A 25,534-nucleotide genomic window follows, 5' to 3' on the forward strand; every position below is an offset into this window, starting at 1 on the left:
AGCGGGATGGGCTACCCGGCAAGCTGCTCGGCGATGTGGCGCGCGCCTTTCACCGCGAGCGCCACGCTCGTGAGCGTGGGGTTGCAGGCCGTCGAGGCCGGGATGACGCCGTTGCCTGCGACGTACACGCCCGGCGCCGACCACACCTCGCTCTCGGGCGAGCACACGCTGGCGCCGTCGTCGACCTGACCCATGCGAGTGCTCCCCTGGTAATGAAGGGAAGCGCCGAGCGGCATCATGAACGGACGGTCGTCGAGGGGTTCCCCGATCGCCGCGCCGAGGCGCACGATCTCCGCCTTCGCCCGGTCGATCACCTCGTGGTCGAGCGGGCTCAGAGTGTAATGGAGCGTCATCGCGGGCATCCCGTATCCGTCGACCTCGTCGTCGGAGAACGCCACCCGATCCGAACCCTGCAAGTCCTTCGCGCAGAAGAGCCCCAGCCCCACGATCGACCCCGGCGCCGCCGGATCGTCCTCGGCGAGCTTCACGGGTGACGCATCCAGCTGCATGACCTGCCCGTGGAACGGCATCTCGTCGACGTAGGGCACCCAGGTGACCCCGCTGTATTCGCTCAGTCCGGTCTTGGCCGCACCCTCCGCCCCCTCGCTGGGGACGAAATCCCGGATGCGGACCGCGAACACGATCTGCGCCTGGTCGTTGAGGTACCGGCCCAGGGCGTCGGGACGAATGCCGGAGGCCCAGAGCACCTGCGGTGTCCGCAGCGCGTCGGCAGCCACCACGACGAAACGAGCTCTCACTTCGTGGCGCTCGCCCGTCCGGACGTCGGTGACCACGACGCCGGCGGCACGCCCGTCTTCGACCAGCACGCGTGTGACGAGCGACTCGTCGTACAGCGCGAAGTTCTCGTTGCCGCGCGTCTCGTCACCGAGCACCACGTCCGACCCCGACCACACCAGGCGTCCGTCGTCACGGCGGTGCACGGCCAGCGGCATCCGCTGGACCCGGGCGTGCTCGGCGCGTCCGGCGTCGACGGCCGCGGCCAGGCGCCCCCGCACGAGTGGCGCGTGGGGTGAGGCGTCGAAGGCATCGCTCGTGACACCGAGCAGGCGCTCCCCTTCCGTCAGCAGCTCGTCGAGCTCGCCGCTGTCGTCGAGGAACCCGATGCGTTCACCGTCGTTCGGGCGCGGACAGGCACCCGTCCAGTGCGCCGCCATCCCGCCGACGTTGCTCGACATCGCGGCGACAGGCAGTCCGTCCTCCCCCTCGACCCGGTAGCCCGCCTCCAGGAGGAACGTGCCGGGCCGTGACCGCCGCTCGGCCGTCTTGACGATGCCTCCGACCCGGTCGCCCGCCTCTCGGGGAGTCGGCCCCTCCGACTGCATCTGCGCGCGGGCGCGCTCATCAGCATCGGCGATGTTCTTCACGTGCGCGCCGGGCGGCTGCGACACCGTCGGCCCGACCTCGAACATGGCGATCGTGGCATCCGGTGCCCGTTCGCTCAGTACGCGCGCGTACGCGGCCCCCGCCGGGCCGCTGCCGACGATCGCGACATCGACGGATGCCGGGTAGGAACGGGCGTTCATGCGTCTGCGGCGACCTTGCGGATGAACTCGACGGACTGCGCCGACTCGACCGTCGGGTAGTACTCGAGGCCGATCGGGCCGTCGTAGCCGGACGCGCGCAGCCATCCGAGGCGTTCGGGCCAGTCGAGCTCGCCGGCGCCGGGTTCACCGCGACCGGGCGCATCCGCGAGCTGCACGTAGCGGATGAGGTCACCGCCGTTCGCGAGCTCGGCCTGCATGTCCTCGCCTTCCACGGCTGAGTGGTAGATGTCGTAGAGGACACCGAAGTACGGGGAGTCCACGCCGCGTGCGACGTAGACGCCTTCGCTCGTGCGATCCAGGAGCGAGCCCGGGTGGTCGACGCGCACGTTGACCGGCTCGAGCACCAGCGTGATGCCGGAGCCGTCGATCTGCGCGATGGCCTTCTGGTAGATCTCGACGAGCTTGTCGAGCTGCACTTGGCGCTTCCAGCCGCCGAAGCCGGTACCGCTGCCCACGACGATCCGGGGCGTCCCCAGCATCTGAGCGATCTCCACGCCCTCATCGAGCTTGCGGAAGAACTCGGAGTGATCCCACGGCGGGATCATGAACTGCGTGCGGGGCTCGCCGAGCTGCGCGGTCATCTGCGTGCCGGTCTCATCGAGCGCGGCCTTCAGCGCCGGCAGGTCCTTCGGGGTGGCGGGTGCGTCGACTCCGGTCGGGCCCCACATCTCGACGGCCGTGAACCCGGCCGCCGCGGCCGCGCGCACGCGGTCGTGGTAGTCGCCGGCTTCGGTGAAGAGGAGTTCGATATTGGGTGCGAGCTGGTACATGGATCGTCTTTCGTGTTCAGAACATCGGATGGTCGTGGGCGGCATGCGCGGGGACCTGCTGAAGCACGTCCCAGTGCTCGACGATCCGGCCGTCCTCGAATCGGTAGATGTCCGCGACGGCGGCATCGGGTGCGCCGGGTCGCGAGGCTTTCACGTGCACCATCGCCAGGTCGCCGTCGACGATCATGCGCTGGATCTCGAAGCGCGCATCCGGGGATCCGTCGAACTTCGGGGTGAGCATCTCGACCGCGGCGTCGGGCCCATCGGGCACGTTCGGGTTGTGCTGGCGATAGTCGTCCGAGACCAGCGAGGCGAACGCATCCGCCACGCGCTTCTGCGTGTAGAACAGGTCGCAGAAATGCTCGAATGCCGCACGATTGTCTGTCATCGCTCAGCCCTTCAGTCCGCCGGCGAAGCCCTGGATGAAGCGCTTCTGCGCGAACAGGTAGAAGGCCAGGATCGGAATCATCGAGATGATGACGATCGCGAAGATCTGATTCCACGCCGACACGAGGGAGCCGATGTAGTAGTACATCGCGACCGGCAGCGTCTGCGAGGTCGAGCCGCCGAGGAAGATCAGCGACGTGAAGAAGTCGTTCCAGACGATCAGCCCGGCGAGGATCGCGACGGTGCCCGTGGCCGGCGCCATGAGGGGGAAGACGATGCGGAAGAAGATCTGCGTGCGCGTGGCGCCGTCGATCGCGGCGGCCTCTTCGTACTCGGTGCCGAGCCCACGGAAGAATCCGGCGTAGAGGAAGATCGCCAACGGCATGAGCATGCCGCTGAAGAGGATGATCATGCCCCAGACCGAACCGGTGAGGCCCGTGGCGCGCGCACCGATGTAGAGGGGGACGGTGCCGAGCTGTGTCGGCAGCACGATCGCGACGAGGAAGAGGTAGTACACGACGGTGCTCCACCGCCGTGTGCTGCGGGCCAGGACGTACCCGGTGAGCGAGCCGAGCAGCACCATCATGACGATGCTGCCGCCGGTGATCAGCACGCTGTTGAGCAGCCCCAGCAGCACGTTGGACTGGCCGGTGGCTGTGAGCACCTTGGCGAAGTTGTCGAGCGTCGGCGTCGTGGGCAGCGCCAGCTTCGATGTCGAGAAGACCTCGGTGTCGTCCTTGAGGGCGATGGTGATGAGGAAGTAGAACGGCGCCAGGTATACGAGCGCCACGATCCAGAAGATGACCTCGCGGAGAGCGCTGAGTTTCGTGTAGCGGAACATGTCAGTCTCCCGTGGTCCGACCCTGGGTGACGCGCTGCTGCACGAGCGCGAAGACCAGGATGATGAGGGTCAGCACCAGCGCCAGGGCGGCGCCGAATCCGAAGTTGCCGAGTGAGAAGGCCTGCTTGTAGACCTCGGTGGCGAGGGTGGCCGTCGCATTCGCGGGGCCGCCGCCGGTGAGCGCCATGATCTGGTCGAAGATGCGCAGACCCTGCACGAGTCCGAGAGTGGTCGCGATCGCGACGGCGGGCCGGATGGAAGGCAGCGTGACGTGCCAGAAGCGCTGCCACAGGTTGGAGCCGTCGATCGCTGCCGCCTCTTCGATCTCGACCGGCACGCCGGCGAGCCCGGCCATGTAGATCACCATGGCGAAGCCGGTGGACTGCCAGACCACGACGATGAGCACGGTCCAGATCGCCCAGGTGGGGTCCGCCAGCCAGGGGCGGGCGAGACCGCCGAGGCCGACGGCTCCGAGGATCGTGTTGAGGGGACCGTCGAACTGGAAGATGAACTTCCAGATGTACGACGTGGCGAGCGGACTGAGCACGACCGGCATGAAGAAGAGCGTCCGCAGGATGTAGCGGGTCTTGAGGATGCGGTTGAGTCCCACCGCGAGCGCGAGGCCCGCGATGTTCGAGAGGATGACTGATCCGAACGCCAGGAAGAGCGTGTTGGCCAGGGCCGCGATCTTCGTCGGGTCGGCGAAGATCCGGCGGAAGTTGTCGAAGCCGACCCAGTCGAACGACCCGATGCCGCTCCAGTTCGTGAAGGCGAACATGCCGCCCGCCGCCGTGGCGACGTAGTGGATCGCGATGACGAAGACGATGCCGGGGAGCGCCCACCACCAGTGGCCGAACTTCAGAACTCCGGGGCGACGTCCCGCGCGCTGCCGGGGACCCCGCTTCTTGGGGACGACCACCAGCTCGGTCTCGGATTGATGCATCGTTGCAGTCATCGTGTTGCGATCCTTCGATAGGGTTCGGCGGCCACCGGAGCCAGGGGCATCCGGTGGCCGCCGAACGGACTCACTGATCCCAGGCGGTGTCCATCGCGGTCAGGACGCTGTCGACGGTCGACTGACCGGTCAGCAGACCCTGCACGCCGGTCGCGAGCGCGTCGTAGACCGAGGCGTTCGGCCAGGTCGAGTTCGCGAGCGGCACGTAGTCTCCACTGTTGAGCTGATCCGCGACGGCCGAGTAGATCGTGTCGGACAGGTCGAGGTCGGCCAGTCCCGCGATCGGCAGGCTGCCGGCGGCGTCGGCGAAGATACTGGCCTGCGCAGGCTCGGCGATCCAGTCGAGGAACGCCTTCGCTGCGGCACTGTTCTTCGAGGCCTTGTTGATCGACAGCGAATACGTCGGGCTGGCGACGCCGAACGGCTTGTCGCTCGAGGTCGCCGGCGGGAACGCCTGTGCCACGAACTTCTGGTCGGGCGCGGCCTTCTGCAGCTCGGCTGCCGATCCCAGCGGACCGAAGAAGCCCACGGTCGAGCCCGAGCTCATCCCGGTGGTGATGGCATCGAAGCCTGCGCCCTCGGCACCGGCCTGGAAGCAGCCCTCGTCGTAGAGGTCCTTGACGGTCTGCAGGGTGTCCTTCCACCCGTCGCTGTCCGCGAAGGTCACCTTCTTGTCGAGGCGCTGCTGGTTCCAGTCCGGCGTCTCTGCGTAGACACGCGTCGCGGCGATGACCGAGGCGGTGATCCCGGCGTTCGGCACCGTCGAGCCCGCCAGGACGAAGAGGGTCTTGCCCTTGTCGGCCGCTGCCTTGCACTGCTCGGCCAGCGTCTTCGCGTCGGTGGCGAACTCCGTGATGCCTGCCGCCTCGGCGGCGGTCTCGTTGTAGACGATGCCGGCGTACGAGATCGTCAGGGGCAGGCCGTAGGCCTTGCCGTCGACCTCGAAGAGCGCCTCGCTGCCGGCGGGGATACCCGCGGCCACGGAATCGTCGAGCGCCGTGAGGAAGCCTGCTTCAGCGAGGGGGATGATGCTGCGCGTCTGGCCGCTGCCCGCCTCGGTCTCGATGACGTCGGACGCGTTGCCGGCCTGCAGCTGCGTGCGTACGGTGTCGCCGTAGGTGTCGTTGGGCTGCGGGTTGAGGGTGACCTTGATGTCGGGGTTCGCCTCCATGTACTTCTTCGCGAGCACCTCGAACGGGCTCTCGATGTTGTTGGAGGTGGCGAAGGTGAGCGAGAACTCTTTGGTGTCGGCGCTCGACGAGCTGTCGCCCGACGAGCTGCCGCTGCAACCGGCGAGGATGAGAACGCCCGCGATGGGGACGGCGATGAGGCCGATCCGCGCTGCGCGAGAGCCACGGTGCTGTGTCATGTCCAGCCTTTCTGACTTCGTTGTCGGCCACTCGTTCCTCGAGCGGCCTGCTGTGTTCTCAGTATCCCCGGGATGTGCCGGAAACGCACATAAGTAGTTTCGATATACGGCATAAGCCACCCCGCGGCGACGTCCCCGCCCACCAACACCCCGTGGAACGTCATCGCGCCAACCTATGAAGTTCTGCAATTGCATAGATTGCGCTGATAGAGTCGGCACCACCCGCCGCTCGTCCGAAGGATCACATCGTCGTGACCGATCACGCCCTGCTCTCGCGCCTCGATCTCAATCTGCTCGTCGCGCTCGACGCCCTCCTCACGGAGCGCAGCGTCACCCGAGCGGCCGAGCGGCTGCACTTGAGCCAGCCGGCGCTCAGCGCCTCGCTCGCCCGTCTGCGGACGCATTTCAACGATCAGATCCTCGCCCGTCGTGGCAACACCTACGAGCTGACGCCCTTCGCCCTCCGCTTGGCCGAGCACACCACGACCGCACTGGAGGCCACCCGGCGGGTGTTCGAGAGCCAGGCCACGTGGGCGCCCACGGAGTCCGTCCGCGAGTTCGCGATCTACGGCAGCGACTACGGGTTCGTCACCGTCGGCAAGATCGTCTCGGAGATCGCCGCCGAGAGGGCGCCGGGTGTCCGCTTCCGTTTCATGCTGCACAACCCGGGGATCGTGGAGGATGCCGCGAATCGGCTGCGTTCAGCCGACGGCATGGTGATTCCGCACGGTCCGATGTCGGACCTGCCGTACGTCGATCTCTGGCACGACAGCTGGGTCGCGGTCGTGTCGGAGTCCAACGACGCGGTGGGAGACGACCTGACCATGGAGGACGTTGCCGAGCTGCCGTGGGTGATGACGTACCAGTCGCGATCGGCGTACACCTCGGCGGCTCGTCAGATCCAGCAGCTCGGCGTCGAGCCGCACGTCGAAGTCGTCGTGGAGAGCTTCCTCTCCATCCCGCACTTCGTCGCCGGCTCCAACCGCATCGGTCTCATCCAGGAGGCTCTGGCCCCCGCCGCGCTGCGCCTCGGCGGGATCCGTGTCGTACAGCTGCCGTTCGACGCCACCCCCCTCAGCAACGCGCTGTGGTGGCATCCGGTGCACAATCGCGATCCCGAGCACGCGTGGATGCGCGCACTCTTCGAGGAAGCAGGCCGGCTCGTCGACGCCGGCGCCCACGTCGCCGTCTGAGCGGTCAGGCGGGCTGCAGCGCCCGCATGCTGCGACGGATGAGGTCGTGCTGCTTGCGCACGAGCAGCAGCGGGTCGACCTCGCCGAGCTCGGCGAAGGCGTGACCCTCCCATTCGCTCGACCAGTAGCCCCGGTAGCCGCCCTCGACGAAGACGCGCACGAGCTCGGGGTAGTCGATGGCCGGCTCCTGGCCGTTCTCGTCGATGTCGTAGAACTTCGCATGCACGTGCAGGATTTGCGGCATGATGTCGGCCCACTCCTGCGGGGCGACATGCCCGTGCATGTTGAAGGCGAGGTGCGCGAACGAGCCGAGCCGACCAGGATCGAAGTCCCGGCCCTTCAGGTAGCCGATGAACTCCTGCTGTCGCTCCTGCATCGTCGCGTCGGTGGCCCAGATCGCCTGCAGACGCTCGACGGACTCGGTGTCGAGGCCCGCCCGCGACACCGCGCGCAGCAGCGTCGGCGACATGGCGTGCATCGTCGAGGAGAAGTCCGCGACGAAGCCCAGGAGCGGCGAGTCCAGCTCGGCGTAGGTGTCGCGCACCATGAGGATGGGCTCGGCGTTGGGGCCCATCGGCGCATGGATCTCGTAGGCGAGCTTCAGCTCGAGGTCTTCGGCGATCGGCAGCAGACGGCGCAGCAGCTCGGGCTTGGCCGACTGGATGCGCACGAGCGGGAAGCCGAGCTTCTTCGCACCCCGGAACATCAGCTCGCTGAACTCGAACTCCTCGTCGGGCGTCATGTCGCGATCGCGGCGCCGACCCATGTCGAGGTTGGCGCCGAACGAGCTCGCGTCGAAGCCGTGCGTGTCGAACGCGTCGCGCCACGTGCGTGCGAATTCGTCCGAGACGACGGGGTAGGTCGGCACCATCTGGGAGGCGACGATCTCGATTCCCGGGCCGATTCCGAGCTCGGCGACCCGATCGAGCAGTCCGTCGAAGTCGAACCATCCGGCGCGGAACTCCGCGCTGGCCGAATAGAGGGTGAGACCGAGCTGGAAGGGATCGGCGTCCGTCGCGACGGGGGGCGGAGGCACATCCGAGACGAGGGCGGGGGCCGCGGCATCCCGATCCGTCACCGTCAGTGTCTGAGCGTCGCGCACGAAGTTGGGCACGTACATGCCCGGTCCTCCGTCGGCGCCGGGCGCGATCTGCATGTAGGGCAGACGGAGCTGCCCCACCAGTAGGACGTCATGGGTCTCGCCCAGCGGCCCGGGCTCGTCACGTCGGATGATCAGTGAGGGGTGCTGCTGCAGGAACCACAGCGTCTCGCTCTGCTCGGGCAGCGCATCGAGCGCATAGGCGGTGCCGTCGAGCTCGAACCGCAGATCGGCCTGGTCGACCGCGTGTCCGTCGATCGTGAGCTCGAGCGAGGTCACCGACGAGAGCCAGAGGCTGCGGTACCACGGGATCGTGAGGACGAGCGCAAGTCCGTCCGGGTGGCTGCGGAGACTGTCTCGGTGAATCAGGCCGTTGGGCATTTCGTGTCCTTCTCGGTGACGTGTGCGTCGATGGGGGGCGGATGCGGCGGCTCAGGCGAGCTCGCCGACGACCCGTCTCATGAGGGAGTGCTGGCGGCGCACCTGCTCGATCGAGCGCCAGGGTGTGCGTTCACCCTCGTACTCGCTGGAGAGGTACCCGGTGTATCCGGAGTCCTTAAGTGCGCGCAGCACGGGAACCCAGGGGATCTGCTGGTCTTCGAGGTTCTCGTCGATGTCATGGAACTTCGCCTGGATGAAGACGACGTATTCCGCGATGCCGGCGATGTCGGCCGGGTCGACGCCGATGCCGTCGAGGAACGCGGGCCGACGACCGGGCAGCTCACCCGGTCGCAGCGGGATGGGGCGGTCCTGGAAGATGCCGGTGTCCAGCAGCAGGCCGAAGTGCTTCGTGCCCGTGCGCTGGATGAGCCCGATGTAGTCGTCGACGACCTCGTGCTTGATCGGCGTCGGCGAGTGAATCTCGGGGCAGATGATGACATCGAGGTCGGCGGCGAGGTCGAGACTGCGTTCGACGGCCTCGGTCCACGTGGGGTGCGGCACGAGGTCGCTCGTGACCACCCCGATCTTCGGGCGCACGAAGCGGAAGCCGAGCGTCGCTGCCAGCCGGAGGTCGCGCTGCAGCATCGCCGCTCCTTCGAGGGCGGTCAGATCGCGGGCGTTCACCCCGCTGGAGTGCAGGCGCGTGTCGATCCACGATCCGTAGTTGGTCGGCTCGAGCGAGTACTTCTCCAGAAGAGCGAACCACCGGTCGATCCAGGCGGTCGAAGGCGAAGGGTAGTTCTCGACGTGACCTTCGCCGAGGATCTCGACGCCCGTCGCTCCGACGTCGGCGACGGCCGCCAGCGCGGTCTCGAGATCGAGCACCGTGCCGTAGTCGGTCATGAAGCTGTAGAGCGAGACGCCGTACTGGAAGGGGCCGCCGTCCACTCCGGAAGAGAGGGTGATGTGCCGGGTCTCGGAGTAGGTCGAGGGCTGGTGCTCGACCGGCACATACGACATGCGCAGCCGCAGCTCGATCGAGACCTCGTGCACGCCTTCCGGCAGTCCGCCGGGGTAGGGCACCGTGATGACCGCGGCATCCTCGAGCTGCCAGCGCACGCCGTCGCTGTCCCACAGCTGCGCCAGCGTGTAGGTGCGGCCCGAGAACGTCCAGAGCGGAACGTCGTGCCCGACATCGACGAGGTCGTCGACACGCACGGCGATCCCGTCGATGAGGGATGCCGCCATCCCCCGATACGACGGCATGCGCACGCGCAGCTGGAAGCCGGTGACGTCATCGCCGTCTCCCACGTTGCGAAAACCCACGGCCTGGATCAGATCTCTCTCGAGAAGCATCGTTGCTCACCCTCTGTCAGGGCCCCCGCCGCCCATGTGCACGAGCGTCGTGTGCAGCGGCGGTGGCCATCTTCAGGCTATCAGCCTTAGGTCTTGTTTATTCATAAGTAAGACTGATCTGCGCATAAGTGCGACGGACCCGTACGGGTGCGGTGACACGACGATGGCCGGGGCCCGATCGGGCCCCGGCCATCGTCGTCGTGATTCAGCGCGAGTACGCCGCCGGCGACGCGCTCTCACGAGCAGCCGACCGTCGCAGCGCGACGCCGACCAGCACGGCGACCACCGCGGAGGCGATACCCACGATGCCGACAGCGGTCGCCAGCCCTCCGGCTGCCGCTCCGATGATCCCCATCAGGATCGGCGTGAGGAACTGCCCGAGGAAGAACGCGGCCGTCCACCAGCCGGTGACGCGTCCGCGCTCCTCGAACTGCGTGGACGCGACGACCCACGTGACCAGCGAGGGCAGCAGCAGGCCCGAGCCGAACGAGGCGATGACCGCGCCCGCGATGACGCCGGGGAGACCCGGAACCACCCAGATGACCAGCATCCCGACGGCCTGCAGCCCGAAGGCGATCGGCAGCAGACGGCCCGCGCGGCCCTTGGCGAGCCGGGCGAAGGTGAAGCCGGCGATCGCGGTGGCCAGGGAGGCGACCGCGGCGACGAGTCCGATGGTGGCCGTGTCGGTGGCGGCGATGCCGGTGCCCACCACGAGATAGCTCGCCTCGATGATGATCACGTAGAACGTGAAGCCGCCGAACAGGCTGACCAGCAGTCGCACCCCGATGCGCCGCCACGGGATGGGCACCTTCGCCGCCGAAGCATCCCGTCGACCGCCGGACTCGGCGGCCGAGGGCTCCCACAGCGAGAAGATCATCGGCACTGCGACGACGATGCTGACGGCGTAGACCCAGAACGGCACGTGCCAGCCCCCGACCCCGAGTGCGCCGCCCAGGATGATGAACACCGTGGCGGCGAGGGTCGTGGCCACGGTCTGCAGACCGAGGTACTTGTTCCGCCGGTGCTCTTCGTGGAAGTAGTCGATGATCAGCGTCGTGCAGACCGTCATGATGGCGGCTTCGCAGATGCCGACGAGCACCCGGCTGACCAGGATCTCGGTCAGTCCCTCGAGCCATGCGGGGGCCGTGCCGACGACGGCGTACGCGAACATGGCGATGATGAGCAGCCGCTTGCGTCCCAGGCGGTCGACGATCTGTCCCGCGAAAGGCGCGAAGATCGCGATCATCAGGGCCGGTATCGCCACGATCATCGGCACCAGCACCTCGGAGCCCGCCACGTCGGCGAAATGCTCGGAGAGCTGAGGGAGGACCGGGGTGATCAGGACGGAACCGAGCACAGGCAGACAGCTGCCCGCGAGCAGCAGCGCCGCCTGCCATGCGCCGGCTCTGCGCATGGATGTCTGGTCGTGGTGAGTGGTGACGTTCGTCATCGAACCTCCTCAGGGCATCGTCGCCCTCGAGATCGCCTGAGCGTGTCGCGTTCCTCGGGAAGCGCGCACGACCCCGTCGTCGACGGGACACTTCCAGTAGAGACCCCTCGCGCGCATCAGTACAGCGGCGATCGGTGATGCCGCCCATCGAGCGCATCTATGCGCGGACACCGTCCCTCGCGCGAGAGTGACCGGCGGCCGCCCCGCCGCATCACAGCAGGCGCAGCTCGCGGTCGATGGCGTCGGCGATGCTCAGCAGCGCGGGGAGGTACGCCTTCTCCACATGCTCGGCGGAGTCGCGCGTGGCGCTCGTCGACACATTCACCGCGGCGATGACCCCGCCGTCGCGGCCATGGACGGGCGCGGCCACGGAACGCAGCCCCGGCTCGAGCTCCCCGTCCACGAGCGCCCAGCCCTGCGCGCGCACCCGAGCGAGTTCGGCGGCGAGGTCGTCGAGGTCGGTCAGGGTGCGCTCGGTCAAGGATGCGGGGGCGGATGCTGCGAGCACGGCCTGCGCCGCGGCATCCGTCATCCCCGCCAGCAGCACGCGGCCCATGCTGGTCGCGTAGGCCGGGAACCGCGTGCCGATCGTGATGCGCACGCTCATGATGCGGCGCGTGGGGACGCGGGCCACGTAGACGATATCGGGCCCGTCGAGGATGGCCGCCGACACCGACTCGCCGATCTCGTGGGAGAGGCGTTCCAGGTGCGGCTGCGCGATCTCGGGGAGCGAGAGCGCGGAGAGGTAGGAGAAGCCGAGTTCGAGCACGCGCGGCGTGAGGCGGAACGATCTGCCGTCGGAGCGCACGTAGCCCAGGTGCTCCAGCGTGAGGAGGAACCGGCGGGCGGCGGCGCGCGTCATGTCGGCCCGACGGGCGACCTCGCTGAGGGTGAGTTCCGGGTGCTGGGCATCGAAGCAGCGGATCACCGCGAGGCCGCGGGCGAAGGACTGCACGAACTCGCCGGCGTCGGGGGTGCTCACTCCCTCATCCTGGCGCATCGCCCCGACCTGCGGGAGAATCGAGAGAGCATAACCGCAGCGCGAATACAATCGGGCCAGCACTCCACAGTATACGTATTCATGTTGCGCGTGTGTAACAATATTGGTCGGTTTCTTAGGCTTTCCTAAGTGACATGCATACGTATACTCTCTGACCATGTCAACCACCAAGAAGCGTGCCTTTGCCCTTGCGGCTGCCGTTGTCGTCGGTGTACTCGCTCTCTCCGGTTGCGGCGCAGGAAGCCGCACCGGCAACGCGAATGCCACCGACGTCACCTGCGATTACACCGCCCCCGACTCCGCGACCACAGTGAACGTGCTCGCCTACAACTCCTCCGCGATCGACCCCTTCACCGACACGATGGTGAAGAGCTGCACGAAGGATGATGTCACCGTCAAGCACGACCCGATCGACTTCGGCGGCCAGGTCACCAAGACCACCGCGACCCTCGCAGGCGATTCGGGCAGCTACGACATCGTCGAGACGTACGGCTACATCATCCCGAGCCTGGCCAGCGACGAGAAGCTCATGCCGCTGGACGACCTGTTCGCGAAGTACGCCGACGACTACGACCTGAACGCGATCAGCGAATCGATGCGCCAGGGCATGTCGTACGACGGCAAGCTCTACGCGCTGCCGATGCAGGCGCAGATGTTCGTCATGGCCTACCGCACCGACATCTTCGACGAGCTGGGCCTCGAGGTGCCGAAGACGTTCGACGACATGATCACCGCCGCCGAGGCCATCAAAGCGGCCGGCAAGATGGACTACCCGATCGCGCTCCCGTGGCTCGCGACGTCGGACGTCACGACGAGCTTCCAGGCGGTCATGAACTCGTTCGGCGCGGACTTCACGACCGACGACGGAACGGTCACGATCGACACCCCGGAGGGTAAGAAGGCTCTCGAGGCCATGCAGAAGCTCCAGCCGTATATGGACCCGCAGGTCACGACGTTCGATCAGCCCAAGGTGCAGCAGCAGATGTACAACAACACTGCCGCGATGTCGATCATGTTCTCCGGCCGGATGAGCGACCTCACCGACGCAGCCAACAGCAAGCTCTCGGATTCGTTCGGGTTCGCCGCACCTCCGAAGGCCTCCGCCGATGCCGAGTACCTCTACGACCGGCTCTCGATCGACGGTTGGTCCATTCCGTTCAACACCAAGCTCGACCCGGACATGCTCTTCGTGATGATGGCATCGGCTGTCAGCGAGGACGCCTCGAAGGCATCCGTGCCGGCGGCGTACCCGGCCCGCGAGGGAATGATGACGGCGGAGAACTCGCCCTACGGACAGGCGGCGAACGACTCGATCGCCGGCGCCATGCCGCCCGTCGTCTCTCCGGTACTCGCCCCCGTGAGCAACGAGATCACGCCGATCCTCGCGCAGGTGCTCGCGGGCAACGTCTCGATCGACGACGGTCTCGCTCAGATGCAGGCGGCCGCGGAGAAGATCGCGGGCTGACGCCCGCCACAACCCCATCACACCGTGAACCGATCGACTGTGGCCTGTGCCCCGGTGGTGCAGGCCACAGTCGATCAGAGGGAGTCGCCACGATGAAGGCACGCGAATTCTGGTTGCTTTTCGCACCGAGTCTGCTCGTCATGAGCGCACTGCTCGTCCTCCCGCTGGCGAGGACCGTGCAGTGGAGCTTTGAGAACGTCCGCTACGGAAGCCCCGGCACCTTCGTCGGGTTGGCGAACTTCGCCGATGCTCTGAGCGACCCCCGGTTCCACAGAGCCGTCATGTTCACGGTCATCGTGACGGTGGTCACGACCGCGATCCTGATCGTCTTCGGCTATCTGATCGCCACCGCCGTCAACACGTTGCGCTTGTCGCGACCCTTGGTCCTGGGCATCATGCTCATTTCCTACGTGCTGCCGAGCCTGGTCGGCGCAGTGGCGTTCTCCTGGCTCTTCGACGACAACTTCGGCGGCGTCGTCAACCGCCTGATCGGCCTCCTGGGAGGAACCCAGGTCTTGTGGTTCACCGACCAGGTGCCCAACGCGATCCTCGTGATCGCCAACACCGTCTGGCAGATGCTGCCGTTCGCGATGCTGATCATCCTCGCCGGCCTGCAAGGCGTGCCCGTCGAGTTGAGGGAAGCGTCCCGCATCGATGGCGCGAACGCTTGGCAGACCCACATCAGCGTGATCATTCCGACCATCCGGGGCGTCCTCGGGTTCGTCACCCTGATCTCGATCATGGACGTGCTCCGGATCTTCGACGCCCTCATCCCGTTGTCACCGCAGGCCGAGTCCATCGGCAACGAGTCGATCATGCTGTACGTCTACTCGGTCGCCTTCGCCAACGGGGCCCAGGAGCTGGGGCTCGGCAGCGCCATCAACGTCCTCACGATCATCCTCATCCTCATCATGCTCATTCCCTTCATCCGAGGGATCTTCAAGGAAGCGAAGGCCTTGCGATGACCCTCACCAGCGGCGAGCTCTCCACCCGCGCCATCACCACGGGTGACATCGAGGGGAAGAACCCCCGCACGCGCAGCCGGCGCCGCGCGCCTCTCGTCATCGGGATCCTGCTGACGCTCCTGTGCCTGCTGATGCTCAGCCCGTTCATCTGGATGACGCTGTCCGTCACGAAGCCGACGGATGTCGCGTTCGCCAACCCCCCGGTGCTCTGGGGCTATGAGCCGACGTTCCAGGCGTTCGTCGATCTGTGGCAGACCACCTACTTCTCGGATTACGTCGTCAACACGCTTGCTGTCGCGGTGATCTCGACGATCCTCGCGCTCATCATCGGGATCCCCGCGGCGTATGCACTGTCCCGCTTCCCGAGCTATATCTCCGCACTCCTGCTCGTCCTCGCACTCGTCTTCCGCGCCCTCCCCCGATTCGCGGTCGTGCTGCCCATGTACGACATCAGTCGCGCTCTGGGGATCTACGACACCACTTTCGCCCTCGCGATCGCGCTCGTCGCAATCAATCAGCCGTTCACGATCTGGCTGCTGCGCAATTTCTTCGCCGAGATCCCACGGGAGCTCGACGAAGCAGCGATGATCGACGGCTGCACCCGCATCGGGATGCTGCGCCGGGTCATGATCCCCTTGATGGGGCCGGGCATCCTGACCGCGGGAATCTTCGTCTTCCTCTTCGCCTTCCAGGAGTACCTGACCGCCCTGGTGCTGACGGACACCTCGTCCAAAACCGTGCCGGTGTTCATCGCCACCCAGCTGGGCCAGACTCTGCCTATGCTGCAGCAGGCGGGCGCCGCATCGATGCTGCTGACGATCCCCGTGGTGGTGATCGCGTTCATCGCGCAGAAGTACTTGGTGGCGGGACTCAGCGACGGAGCCGTGAAGGGCTGAGGTGCAGCCGCTCGTCCTCCTCGCCGGGATGAACTGCACGGCGGATCTCTGGGCGGGCTGCGGGGTGGACGATGCGATCACCCCGCAGCTCACCGCAAGATCCGTCGACGCGCAGGTCGACCTTCTGCTGTCCGAGCTGCCGCCGACCTTCGTCCTCGGTGGCCTTTCCCTCGGCGCCATCGTCGCCATGGCCATCATCGCCCGGGCGCCGGAGCGGGTCTCGGGCCTCTGCGTCGTCTCGACGAATGCGAAGGCGCCCACCGCCCTGCAGCAGGAATCGTGGCACGGGTGGCTCGATCAGCTCGACGGCGGCGCCGCACCGCGCGACCTCCAGAAGCAGATCATCGGCTCGCTCCTGACGCCCGCCGTCGCGGCCTCCCGGCCGGACCTCGTGGAGCGCACGCTGAGGATGGGCGACGAAACCGGCGCCTCAGCGCTGCGCGCACAGCTGCAGATGCAGACCACCCGGGTCGACCTCCGACCCGGCCTCGCGCGCGTCGCCGCGCCGACGCTGGTCGTATCGGGCGCGGACGACGCGATCTGCCCTCCCTCCTTCCACACCGAGATCGCCGCCGCCGTGCCCGGGGCGAGGATGGTCACGCTCGAAGGCGGGCACCTTCTCCCTCTCGAACGCCCGGACGCGTTCGGTGCGCTCGTCCGGTCCTGGCGTCCCCGCTGACGGGAGATCAGGACGGGGATAAGCTCCTGTGTCGAGTGTGGGCGAGGGGGTTGCAGATGAGGCGGCGTGCGTCGGCCGGTCTGCTCGTCGTCGCGGCAGCTGTGACGCTCACGGGGTGTGCCACGGTTCCTGATGCGCCCGACGCGGTAGGGCAGGACTACCCCGGCACGTGCATGCCGGCGGAACTCTCCTGGCCTACGGACTTTCTCGAATCTCTTCCGGGAGAATCTCCTGTCCTGGGTGGCAGTGTCGTCGGCCTCCGTCTGGAATACATCGACTCCTCATGGATCTGGAGGATCCGAAGCGTCGACAACGCGCGGGACGCTTTCGGCGAACAAGCGGAAGACCCGAGCCATGGGAAGGAATCGATCGTCGACGTCCGGACGCTGGAACCCCTGGCCAGCCACGAGGTGGAGCTGACGGAAGCGGAGCGACAGACGAGTGGGGCCGGTGCTTACGAGGCGGCGCAACTCTCCGGAGAGGTGTGGCCGAGCCCCCTCATCATCGAGATGGTTCGCGTCATGAACGGTGGAGCACCGGCGTGGCGCATCACGACGTGCGACACGGAGACAAACGAACAGTCCGTGATGACGATCACCTGACTGCCGCGTCCGTCAGCCGATCCTCAGCCGGGGCTTCGGGCGCGTAGTGCCCGGCTCAGGCGGGTGGGTGATGTGGTGACGGGTCTCCACTGTCTTCCGGGGTCCCATGCGGATGGGCCGCGTATTTCGGGGATGCCGCCCCGCATGCGCACTTTCCACCCGTTCGAATCGAGGGTGCGGTGGTGCCACCAGCAGAGCAGGACACCGTTGTCGGTGTGGGTGGGTCCGCCCCGGGAGTGTTCGGTGACGTGGTGGATTTCGCACCATGCGGGAGGGACGTGGCAGCCGGGGATGAGGCATCCCCCGTCGCGGAGGGTGATCGCCCGGCGCTGATGGGCGTCGAACACCCGGTCGATGATGCCGATCCCCACGATCCGGCCGCCCGCATCGGATGTCACCCGTTGCACTCCGCCCGTGCACGCGACCTGCCGGGCCACAGCGAGGGAGACCGGTTCGTCGCACCCGTCGAGGTGAGCGTGACCCCGACCCGACACGAGATCCTCGGCAGTCACGGACACGACGAGGGTCGGGGCCGCACCCCCGATCGACGGCACCGCGCCCGACCGCGCCGCGACCGTGAGGACCATCGCGAGCGCGTCATGCTGCCGCATCACCCGCGTACGCGGATCAGTCGCGTCTCCGAAGGCCGGGTCTTCCAGAGCCGCGTCCTTGGAAATCGTGTCCGCACCCGGGTCTCCACGGTCGGTGAACCAGGGACCCGCAGGGACATCGGGTCCGCCGGTCTTGGGGTTGAGGATGCTGTCGAACAAGCGTTGTAGCTGCGACGCGACCTCCGGCAGCAGGGTCCCCCGGCACGGCACCATCCCCTCGGGGCAGACACCCATCGTGAACGCCCTCTTCCGCAGTGCACGGGACTCGCGCGGCTCCGCACCGTCCTGGTCCAGATACGCCGCCCACACCTGCGCCTGCAACCGCAGATCATCAGCACCGGCACGCGGGCCACCGTCCACCCCGACCCCGCGAGCCGATGCCGCGAGCTCCGCATCCGCGACAAACCGTGCCCCCCGGTCGCACTGCGCCGCAGTCAGCGCGCCGACGACCGCGGCCAGGGCCTCCAGCCCCACGACCCCATCCGCCGCCGCCTCACGCAGCGCCGGATACGCGGCCGGGAGAACCTCACCCGTCGACACCGCCACCGGCTGCTGCAGGGCTCGCGCTGCCTTCACGATGTCACCTGCCGTCCGACCGGAGGCGAGCGTGGTGCGCTGGACCAGCTCCTTCACCGACCGGCACCCGAACCGGGTCGTGGGCCGCTCCGGATACGGCGCGACCTCCCCCCGCTCCTCCAACTCCGCAACCACGCCCACCAGGAGCGCCTCAGCCTGCCGGGCGATCACCGACGCCCCCCGCACAAGCGCCAGCACTGCGTCATCCCCCAGGCCCCGCAGCTCGCCCGACCGATACGCCCGACCGACCGCCGCACCGAGCGTCAGCTCGACCTGTCGCAGCGTGTCAGCGAGTACTTCCATACCCCTATTCTGCCGGCGGCCACCGACATCGAAGCGAAGAAAACTACGAGATCACGTGCTGATTCCAAGCTCTGTGGATAACTTCGGAAATGACCTCGCGGCAGTGTGGTGTGGGGCGCTGGAATCAACTCGACAGGAACCCTTGGCCACTGCCTTGCGGCGACCTGACAGTCTGCACTCGGTCCGGTCTTCGAGCGCTGCGTTGTGCCACGATGGGCTGTGCGTATCAGCGACTTTCCGCGACCTGACAGCCTGGCAGCCCGTGGCGCGCTCGCCCTGGCGACGGAGTACCAGTCCACGGCGCTCACTGCGCACGCGGTCCGCTCGTGGTTGTGGGCCGAGGCGTTCGCCGTGGTCGAGGGACGTCCGGACGTCGATCACGAGCTCCTGTACGTGGCCGCGATCCTCCACGACATCGGTACCGTGCCCGAGTACGACAATCACGCGATCTCGTACGAGCACGCTGGAGGGCACGTGGGTGTCGCATTGACCGCCGGCGCGGGATGGTCCGCCGACCGGCGCGGACGGGTGCTCGAGGTGATCGTGCGCCACAATTGGCCGAGCGTCGACCCGGAACTCGATGTCGAAGGATATCTGCTGGAGATCGCCACCGGCCTGGACATCTCCGGCCTCAGGTCGGATGTGCTTCCGGACGAGTTCCTGCGCGAAGTGCTCGAAGCATATCCCCGCGGAACCCTCGCGCACGAGTTCGGCGCGTGCGTGATCGATCAGGCCGAGCGGAAGCCCACAACAGCCGCCCGACGTCTCGTGGACGGCGGCGTCGTGAGGAAGCTCGCAGAGAATCCGCTCGAAGAGCTTCGGTGAATGAGACGTGCGCCCGATGAGGGACCGTCCCGCGGCCAGGCGGGCGGTGGTGTCGGGCTCAGCTCGTCGAATCGACGATCCGGACGATGACTCTCTGGCCTGACTTCCGCTGCACGCGGCGGATGAACCGCTCGAGCCCGAGGATGATCTTGAAGGGGAGGCCGTATTTGGTTGCAAGCGCCGCGTTGCCTGCCGTCAGATCGTCGTCCAATCGTGCGGTGGCGGTGACGGTGATCGCACCGGCGGGGACCTGTCCCATGCGGCTGCAGGGACGCATGGTGACAGCCGGATTCCGGCGAAGTCGCTTGACCTTGCCCGTCTCGCGTTCGGTGGTCACCACAAGATCTTCGCCGTCCAACGCGATCCAGACCGGCGTGGCGACCAATTCTCCGTTCTTGCGGTACGTGCCCAGCGAGACGAACTGGCTGTTCGCGATCTCAGACCACTCGTCGACACTCTGCATGAATCGAACGTAACCCCGCCGCAGCGGATGGAGGCGCGTCGACGCGATCGCCTGATCGCCCGTCGCATCGAAGCGCCTCGCACGGCTCACGCTCGCTTCGCCCGAATCCCGGTCCTCGGGCGCGGCAGTTCCCGGCGGCCGCCCGGAGACCGGTCGGGTCATGCCTGACGGCCCCGCCGCCGCACCCCGGCGGTAATTTTAAGTGTGTGACGGTCCGATCAGATACCACGGTGGCGCTCGACAGCCGCTTCGCGCGCGAATTGCCCGAGATGGCCGTCCCGTGGCAGGCGACCACATTCGACGCCGCGCACGTGCTGGTCCTGAACGAGCCGCTGGCGGCGGAGCTCGGTCTCGACTCGGCGTTCCTGCGCAGCGCAGACGGCGCGAGACTGCTCGTCGGCGATCTGCTGCCCGACGGGGCGTACCCGGTCGCACAGGCCTACGCCGGGCATCAGTTCGGCGGCTACTCGCCTCGACTGGGCGACGGGCGCGCCCTGCTGCTCGGCGAGATCGTCGACGTCCGCGGCGACCTCCGCGACCTGCATCTCAAGGGATCGGGCCCGACACCGTTCTCCCGCGGCGGCGACGGCTTCGCCGCCGTGGCGCCCATGCTCCGCGAGTACCTCATCAGCGAAGCCATGCACGCGCTGGGCGTGCCGACCACGCGTGCTCTGGCGGTCGTCGCGACCGGGCAGGCCGTGCGGCGCGAGACGATGCTGCCGGGGGCGGTCCTCGCGCGCGTGGCCGGCAGCCATCTGCGTGTGGGCAGTTTCCAGTACGCCGCGGCGACCGGCGACGTCGATCTCGTCCGACGTCTGACAGCGCACGCGATCGAGCGTCACCACCCCGAACTCGTCGGCGCGCACAACCCCGGTCTCGCCCTGCTGAACGCGGTCATCGCAGCACAGGCGGAGCTCGTCGCCCGGTGGATGCTCGTCGGCTTTGTCCACGGCGTGATGAACACCGACAACATGACCATCTCGGGCGAGACCATCGACTACGGGCCCTGCGCGTTCATGGACGCGTTCGACGCGGCATCCGTCTACAGCTCCATCGACAGCGGCGGGCGCTACGCCTTCGGCAACCAGCCGCTCGTCGCCGAGTGGAATCTCGCCCGCTTCGCGGAAACACTGCTGCCCACGCTCGATGACGATCCCGACGCCGCGATCACCCTGGCCCAGGCATCGCTGGAGACCTTCCGAACGCGGTACAACGCGCATTGGTCCGCCGGGATGCTCGCAAAACTCGGTCTGCGTCCGGACCTGGATCCTGCCGCCGTCCCGCCGCTCCTCGCCGACCTGCTCGACGTGCTGCAGGCCGGCGGCGTGGACCACACCGCGTTCTTCCGCGCGCTCGGTGCGGCCGCGCGGGGAAACGCCGACAGCGTACGCGCGATGTTCTCCGACCCGACCGCGTTCGATGCCTGGATGCTGCGATGGGCGTCGTCCGGCCCTGATGCCTCTGCCATGGACGACGTGAACCCGGTCTACATCCCCCGCAACCACCTCGTGGAGGAGGCGCTGGACGCCGCCGTCGCCGGCGACCTCGCTCCGTTCGAAACGCTGCTCGACGTCGTCGCGTCGCCCTACCGCGAGCGGCCAGGACGGGAGCGCTACGCGGCGCCCGCACCGCCGGACTTCGGCGCGTACCAGACGTTCTGCGGCACCTGAACCGCTCGCGGGCGACGCCGTCCTGACGGAGGGCGACGCATCAGCCGCGCGGTTCGATCAGACCGCGGAGGTGCCCCATCAGCGATGCCGCGAGGTTGTAGACGACGAGCTGCGCGCCGTCGTCGAAGGCGGCCGTCGCGGCGGCGGCGGTGCCCACGATGTCCATCCGCAGCACCCCGGCCGCGGCGATCGCCGCGTTCACCTGCGCGGTGGCGGCGGCGAGTGGCTGATCACCGGGACCGGATGTCGCGGCGAGGTCGGCCGGTCCGATCATGATGCCGTCGAGCCCGCTCGTCGCGACGATGTCCGTCGCGGCCGCGACGCCGACGGGCGACTCGATCATCCCGAGCACGAGGGTGTTCGCGAGGAACCAGTCGCGATGGGTCGCGGCATCCGTCTCGCCGAATCGTCCCGCTCGACTGTATGTCGCGAAGCCCCGGCGACCCGCGGGCGGATAGTGCGCGGCCGCCACCGCTGCAGCGGCATCCGCGGCGGAGTCGATGTGCGGCACCAGGATGCCCTGCGCGCCCTGGTCGAGCACGCGGAGGATCATCCCCGCGTCATCCTCGCCGACCCGCACGATCACCGGCACGTCGTGGATCGCGGCGACGGCGATGTGCTGCCGCAACGCGATGACGTCGGCGGGGCCGTGCTCGCAGTCGATCAGCACGTAGTCGAAACCGGCGACGGCCGCCATCTCGACGAGCTCTTCCGACGGCATCCGCAGCAGCACACCGAGGAGGCGATCACCCGCCTCGGCGCGGGCCCGCAGACTGAGCGACATCAGGCCACCATCCCGGCGGAGAGGTCGACGTCTGCACCGCACATACCGGGCATCGCGAGCATCGCCACCACGGCTCGTCCGACCTCCTCCTCGGTGATCATCCGCCCGAGCGCCGACCGGGAGACGAACGCCTGCTCCGCATCCTGTACCGAGCTGCCGGACCGCTCGGCCTCGAGGCGGAAGTTGCGCTCCATACGGGGTCCGGCGACGGGGCCCGGTGACAGCGTGTTGACGGTGACGCCGGCCGGACCGACCTCGTAGGCGAGCGTCGTGGTCAGCCCGATCACCGCCATCTTCGACGCGCAGTAGGGGATCCGGTGCGCGAGGGGGCGCTTGCCCGACACCGACGCGACGTTGATCACGTCGCCGGTGCCGCGCTGCACCATCCCCGGCAGGAACGCCCGGCACATCAGGAACGTGCCCCGCACGTTGACGTCGAAGACCGCGTCCCAGTCCTCCACCGAGATGTCGGTGAGCGCGGCCACCGGCCCGGGAACGCCTGCGTTGTTGATGAGGATCGACACGTCCACGCCCTCGAGCGCCTCGGCCAGGCGATCTACGGCCGCGGGGTCGGCCACATCGCAGATCGCCGCGCGCGCCCGGTCGCCGAGGCTGCCCACCACGGCGTCGAGCTTCGCGGTGTCGCGTCCGACCACCACGACGTCCGCCCCCTCGCCGTGCAGGGCCCGCGCGATGGCGGCGCCCAATCCGCTGCCCCCGCCCGTGATGAGCGCCGTGCGTCCCGCGAGGTCGGTCATCGCGTGCCGACCCCCGCTGCGAGGTTCTCCTCGATCCAGGGGAAGGATGCTCCGCCGTGACGCCAGGCGCGCGCGTCACCCGATCGGGCGTGACCCTCGAACAACTCCACACGCGCCGCGCGGCCGCAGACTTCGCCGAGCTTCGCGGAGGACGCGGGATCGAGGATCTGCTGGTAGGTGACCGTGCGCAGGTACTTGCCGACCCACAGGCCGCCCGTGTAGCGGGCTGCTCCCAGGGTGGGCAGCACGTGGTTGGTGCCGATCACCTTGTCGCCGTACGAGACGCAGGTGTTCTCGCCGAGGAACAGGGCCCCGTAGTCGTGCATCTTCTCGAGCGCAGCCCGAGGTTCTTCGGTGAAGATCTGGACGTGCTCGAAGGCGAACGAATCGGCCAGGGTGTACGCCTCGTCGAGATCGTCGACGACGATGACCTGCCCCCAGTCGCGCCAGGCCGGCTCGGCGTAGTCCTTCGTCGACATACCGGGCAGCAGCTGCTCGATCTGCGCCATGACCTGCTCTCCGAGCTCTTTCGACGTCGTGATGAGTACCGCCGGCGATTCGGGACCGTGCTCGGCCTGCGAGAGCAGATCGACCGCGGTGAGGAACGGGTCGGCGTGCTCGTCGGCGACGATGAGGATCTCGGTGGGGCCGGCGAACAGGTCGATGCCCACTTCGCCGAACAGCTGGCGCTTCGCCTCGGCGACGTACGCGTTGCCCGGACCGGCGATGAGATTGACCGGAGCGATCGTCTCGGTCCCCACGGCCATCGCCGCCACCGCCTGGACACCGCCGAGAACGTAGATCTCGTCGGCGCCGGCGAGTTTCATCGCCGCGACCGTGGCCGCGGGGATCTCGCCGCGGATGGGCGGGGTGCACGCGACGACACGGGGCACGCCGGCGACCTTCGCAGTGATGATCGTCATGTGCGCTGATGCCGTCAGGGGGTACTTGCCACCGGGGATGTACGCTCCGGCCGATTGCACGGGCACGTGCTTCTGACCGAGGAAGACACCGGGCAGGGTCTCGACCTCGATGTCGGTCAGCGTGTCGCGCTGCGCCTGGGCGAAAGTGCGCACCTGCTGCTGCACGAAGACGATGTCCTCGATCACCTGCGGGTCGAGCGTCGCCATGATCTCCTCCACCCGCGCGTCGTCGAGGCGGAACGCCTCGGGCGACCAGCGGTCGAAGGTCTCGGAGTACTTCCGCACGGCGGCGTCGCCGTGCGAGCGGATATCGGCGATGATCGACGTCACGCGCTCGGCGACGTCGCTCTGGGCCGTGTCCGTGAACGACTTCGTGGGCGCGCTCTTCAGGTACAGGGGCATCAGTGCTTCCTTTCGGCACACGAGTGTGCATACGTATGTTCACATTATGCTTGCGTATGCAACCTCCGGTCAAGTCCCGCTAGACTGCGGCCAAACCACCATCGGGGTGAGGGGGTGGACATGGCCGTGACGAGCCGAGATGTCGCGCGACTGGCGGGCGTGTCGCAGCCGACCGTGTCGCGGGCGCTGCGCGACGACCCCCGCGTCTCCGAGGGGACGAAGCAACGGGTGCGCGAGGCCGCCGCTCTGCTGGGCTACGTGCCGAGCGAAGCCGGCCGCGCTCTGTCCTCGGGACGCACACGGCGCATCGGTCTGCTCGTGACCGATCTCGCGAATCAGTTCTACGCGCAGATCATCGCACCGGTGCACTACGAGCTCGAACGCACGGGCTACCAGCTCATGCTCCACACCGAGACGGACGACAACGAGGCGGTGGCGGAACGTCTCATCGCCAACGGGCTCGACGGCGTCATCCTCGCTACCACCACCGTCGACTCCGTGGCCCCCCTGCGCCTCCGCGACCGCGGCCTTCCCTTCGTGTACTTCAATCGCACGGCTTCGTTCGTCGACGCCGACGCCACGGTCGTCTCCCCCGCCGCCGGGTTCGCGGCCGCCGCCTCGCGGGCCGTCGAGCTGGGGCACACGCGCATCGGCGCGGTCCTCGGACCGAGCAACACCAGCACCGCCCAATCCCGCGAGATCGCCCTGCGCGCCGCCCTCGCCGAGCACGGACTCGCACTGGAACCGCAGTACATGCGCAGGAGCCCCTTCGACACCGTGGCGGGAGACCAGGCGACGGCCTCACTGCTCGCCCTCCCCGTCCCGCCCACTGTCGTCTTCTGCGGAAACGACGTCGTCGCCTACGGCGCCCTCAACGCCGCACGCCGGGCCGGGGCATCCGTTCCCGGCGACGTCTCGATCGTCGGCTTCGACGATCTGCCGGCCGCATCCTGGCCCATCATCGAACTCACGACCATCGCGTACGACTTCGTCGCGATGGCGCGGGAGGCTGCCCGCCTGATGACGCGGCGTATCGAGCAGCCCGACGCGACCGTGGCCCACGTCGAGTTCCCCACGTCGTTCATCGAGCGCAGCACGCTCGCCGCTCCCCGTCGCGGCTGACCGCTCTTCGACCCCTGTCGAGCGCCGGCGCCCTGCCTTGCGTTCAGTTGTGCATACGCATACACTGCCAATCACACCTCCAGAGCCCGCGGCATACCGTCGCATGCGGGCCACGAACAGAAGG

General features: G+C 67.8%; 24 protein-coding genes. 9 read left to right on the forward strand and 15 right to left on the reverse strand.

Going from position 1 to position 25,534, the window contains the following annotated elements; translation table 11 throughout:
* Positions 1 to 11: 11 nt before the first annotated feature.
* The 6 genes from ACFXOO_RS12020 to ACFXOO_RS12045 form a co-directional block, all read right to left on the reverse strand.
* Entirely contained in the window at positions 12 to 1,544 is a 1,533-nt protein-coding gene (locus tag ACFXOO_RS12020) for a GMC oxidoreductase (RefSeq protein ID WP_394563713.1), read from the reverse strand.
* Positions 1,541 to 2,335 (reverse strand): TIM barrel protein, encoded by a 795-nt coding sequence (locus tag ACFXOO_RS12025; RefSeq protein ID WP_394563715.1) that lies wholly within the window; start codon positions 2,333 to 2,335, stop codon positions 1,541 to 1,543. Before ACFXOO_RS12025 ends, ACFXOO_RS12020 begins: the two co-directional genes overlap by 4 nt.
* 16 nt (positions 2,336 to 2,351) lie before the next feature.
* Entirely contained in the window at positions 2,352 to 2,723 is a 372-nt protein-coding gene (locus ACFXOO_RS12030; RefSeq protein ID WP_378843082.1) for a nuclear transport factor 2 family protein, read from the reverse strand.
* 3 nt (positions 2,724 to 2,726) lie between these two features.
* A complete protein-coding gene (locus tag ACFXOO_RS12035) occupies positions 2,727 to 3,563 on the reverse strand; it encodes a carbohydrate ABC transporter permease (protein WP_378843080.1) in 837 nt (278 codons plus the stop codon).
* Between the two features lies 1 nt (position 3,564).
* Entirely contained in the window at positions 3,565 to 4,518 is a 954-nt protein-coding gene (locus ACFXOO_RS12040) for a carbohydrate ABC transporter permease (protein ID WP_378843078.1), read from the reverse strand.
* A gap of 70 nt (positions 4,519 to 4,588) precedes the next feature.
* Positions 4,589 to 5,887, reverse strand: a complete 1,299-nt coding sequence (locus ACFXOO_RS12045) for an ABC transporter substrate-binding protein (protein ID WP_378843076.1) — start codon at positions 5,885 to 5,887, stop codon at positions 4,589 to 4,591.
* A gap of 251 nt (positions 5,888 to 6,138) precedes the next feature.
* Between ACFXOO_RS12045 and ACFXOO_RS12050 the strand changes: the two genes are divergently transcribed.
* Positions 6,139 to 7,080, forward strand: coding sequence for a LysR family transcriptional regulator (locus tag ACFXOO_RS12050; protein ID WP_378843074.1), 942 nt, complete (start codon positions 6,139 to 6,141; stop codon positions 7,078 to 7,080).
* A 4-nt stretch (positions 7,081 to 7,084) separates the two neighbouring features.
* On the opposite strand, the gene ACFXOO_RS12055 is transcribed toward ACFXOO_RS12050, so the two are convergent.
* From ACFXOO_RS12055 to ACFXOO_RS12070, 4 genes are all read right to left on the reverse strand, one after another.
* A complete protein-coding gene (locus tag ACFXOO_RS12055; RefSeq protein ID WP_394563717.1) occupies positions 7,085 to 8,560 on the reverse strand; it encodes a DUF6379 domain-containing protein in 1,476 nt (491 codons plus the stop codon).
* Between the two features lie 51 nt (positions 8,561 to 8,611).
* Positions 8,612 to 9,916, reverse strand: a complete 1,305-nt coding sequence (locus tag ACFXOO_RS12060) for a DUF6379 domain-containing protein (RefSeq protein WP_394563718.1) — start codon at positions 9,914 to 9,916, stop codon at positions 8,612 to 8,614.
* Positions 9,917 to 10,121: 205 nt separating this feature from the next.
* Positions 10,122 to 11,366, reverse strand: a complete 1,245-nt coding sequence (locus ACFXOO_RS12065; protein ID WP_394563719.1) for an MFS transporter — start codon at positions 11,364 to 11,366, stop codon at positions 10,122 to 10,124.
* A 211-nt stretch (positions 11,367 to 11,577) separates the two neighbouring features.
* Complete coding sequence (locus ACFXOO_RS12070; RefSeq protein ID WP_378843066.1) at positions 11,578 to 12,366, reverse strand: IclR family transcriptional regulator C-terminal domain-containing protein; 789 nt, start codon at positions 12,364 to 12,366, stop codon at positions 11,578 to 11,580.
* A 361-nt stretch (positions 12,367 to 12,727) separates the two neighbouring features.
* Here ACFXOO_RS12070 and ACFXOO_RS12075 point away from each other — a divergent pair, with 361 nt between their 5' ends.
* The 5 genes from ACFXOO_RS12075 (at position 12,728) to ACFXOO_RS12095 (ending at position 16,973) form a co-directional block, all read left to right on the forward strand.
* Entirely contained in the window at positions 12,728 to 13,831 is a 1,104-nt protein-coding gene (locus ACFXOO_RS12075; RefSeq protein WP_378843614.1) for an extracellular solute-binding protein, read from the forward strand.
* Positions 13,832 to 13,923: 92 nt separating this feature from the next.
* On the forward strand, positions 13,924 to 14,796 hold the full coding sequence (locus ACFXOO_RS12080) for a carbohydrate ABC transporter permease (RefSeq protein ID WP_378843064.1): 873 nt from the start codon (positions 13,924 to 13,926) through the stop codon (positions 14,794 to 14,796).
* A complete protein-coding gene (locus ACFXOO_RS12085) occupies positions 14,793 to 15,692 on the forward strand; it encodes a carbohydrate ABC transporter permease (protein WP_378843062.1) in 900 nt (299 codons plus the stop codon). The genes ACFXOO_RS12080 and ACFXOO_RS12085 overlap by 4 nt, the downstream gene beginning before the upstream one ends.
* A gap of 1 nt (position 15,693) precedes the next feature.
* Entirely contained in the window at positions 15,694 to 16,371 is a 678-nt protein-coding gene (locus tag ACFXOO_RS12090) for an alpha/beta fold hydrolase (protein ID WP_394563720.1), read from the forward strand.
* Between the two features lie 56 nt (positions 16,372 to 16,427).
* Positions 16,428 to 16,973, forward strand: a complete 546-nt coding sequence (locus ACFXOO_RS12095) for a hypothetical protein (protein WP_394563721.1) — start codon at positions 16,428 to 16,430, stop codon at positions 16,971 to 16,973.
* 23 nt (positions 16,974 to 16,996) lie between these two features.
* Here ACFXOO_RS12095 and ACFXOO_RS12100 read toward each other — a convergent pair whose 3' ends face one another.
* The gene (locus ACFXOO_RS12100) at positions 16,997 to 18,463 is read right to left on the reverse strand and encodes a DUF222 domain-containing protein (RefSeq protein WP_394563722.1); all 1,467 of its coding nucleotides are present in this window, start codon (positions 18,461 to 18,463) and stop codon (positions 16,997 to 16,999) included.
* Positions 18,464 to 18,682: 219 nt separating this feature from the next.
* On the opposite strand from ACFXOO_RS12100, the gene ACFXOO_RS12105 reads away from it, so the two are divergent.
* Positions 18,683 to 19,288, forward strand: a complete 606-nt coding sequence (locus ACFXOO_RS12105; RefSeq protein WP_394563723.1) for an HD domain-containing protein — start codon at positions 18,683 to 18,685, stop codon at positions 19,286 to 19,288.
* A 58-nt stretch (positions 19,289 to 19,346) separates the two neighbouring features.
* On the opposite strand, the gene ACFXOO_RS12110 is transcribed toward ACFXOO_RS12105, so the two are convergent.
* Positions 19,347 to 19,751, reverse strand: coding sequence for a PPOX class F420-dependent oxidoreductase (locus tag ACFXOO_RS12110; RefSeq protein ID WP_394563724.1), 405 nt, complete (start codon positions 19,749 to 19,751; stop codon positions 19,347 to 19,349).
* Between the two features lie 206 nt (positions 19,752 to 19,957).
* Between ACFXOO_RS12110 and ACFXOO_RS12115 the strand changes: the two genes are divergently transcribed.
* Positions 19,958 to 21,421, forward strand: a complete 1,464-nt coding sequence (locus ACFXOO_RS12115) for a YdiU family protein (protein WP_394563725.1) — start codon at positions 19,958 to 19,960, stop codon at positions 21,419 to 21,421.
* Positions 21,422 to 21,461: 40 nt separating this feature from the next.
* Here the strand turns inward: ACFXOO_RS12115 and ACFXOO_RS12120 are convergent, their stop codons facing one another.
* The 3 genes from ACFXOO_RS12120 to hisD are packed head-to-tail and all read right to left on the reverse strand — an operon-like array spanning position 21,462 to position 24,288.
* Positions 21,462 to 22,205, reverse strand: a complete 744-nt coding sequence (locus ACFXOO_RS12120; RefSeq protein ID WP_394563726.1) for an HpcH/HpaI aldolase/citrate lyase family protein — start codon at positions 22,203 to 22,205, stop codon at positions 21,462 to 21,464.
* The gene (locus tag ACFXOO_RS12125; protein ID WP_394563728.1) at positions 22,205 to 22,963 is read right to left on the reverse strand and encodes an SDR family NAD(P)-dependent oxidoreductase; all 759 of its coding nucleotides are present in this window, start codon (positions 22,961 to 22,963) and stop codon (positions 22,205 to 22,207) included. The genes ACFXOO_RS12120 and ACFXOO_RS12125 overlap by 1 nt, the downstream gene beginning before the upstream one ends.
* Positions 22,960 to 24,288 carry a histidinol dehydrogenase gene (gene hisD, locus ACFXOO_RS12130; RefSeq protein ID WP_378852994.1) on the reverse strand — a complete coding sequence of 443 codons (1,329 nt, stop codon included), beginning with the start codon at positions 24,286 to 24,288 and terminating at the stop codon, positions 22,960 to 22,962. The genes ACFXOO_RS12125 and hisD overlap by 4 nt, the downstream gene beginning before the upstream one ends.
* A gap of 120 nt (positions 24,289 to 24,408) precedes the next feature.
* Between hisD and ACFXOO_RS12135 the strand changes: the two genes are divergently transcribed.
* The gene (locus tag ACFXOO_RS12135) at positions 24,409 to 25,410 is read left to right on the forward strand and encodes a LacI family DNA-binding transcriptional regulator (RefSeq protein ID WP_378842990.1); all 1,002 of its coding nucleotides are present in this window, start codon (positions 24,409 to 24,411) and stop codon (positions 25,408 to 25,410) included.
* The last annotated feature ends 124 nt before the right edge of the window (positions 25,411 to 25,534 follow it).

Origin of the sequence: Microbacterium sp. P03 (assembly GCF_043556235.1) — a bacterium.
Taxonomy (GTDB): Bacteria; Actinomycetota; Actinomycetes; order Actinomycetales; family Microbacteriaceae; genus Microbacterium.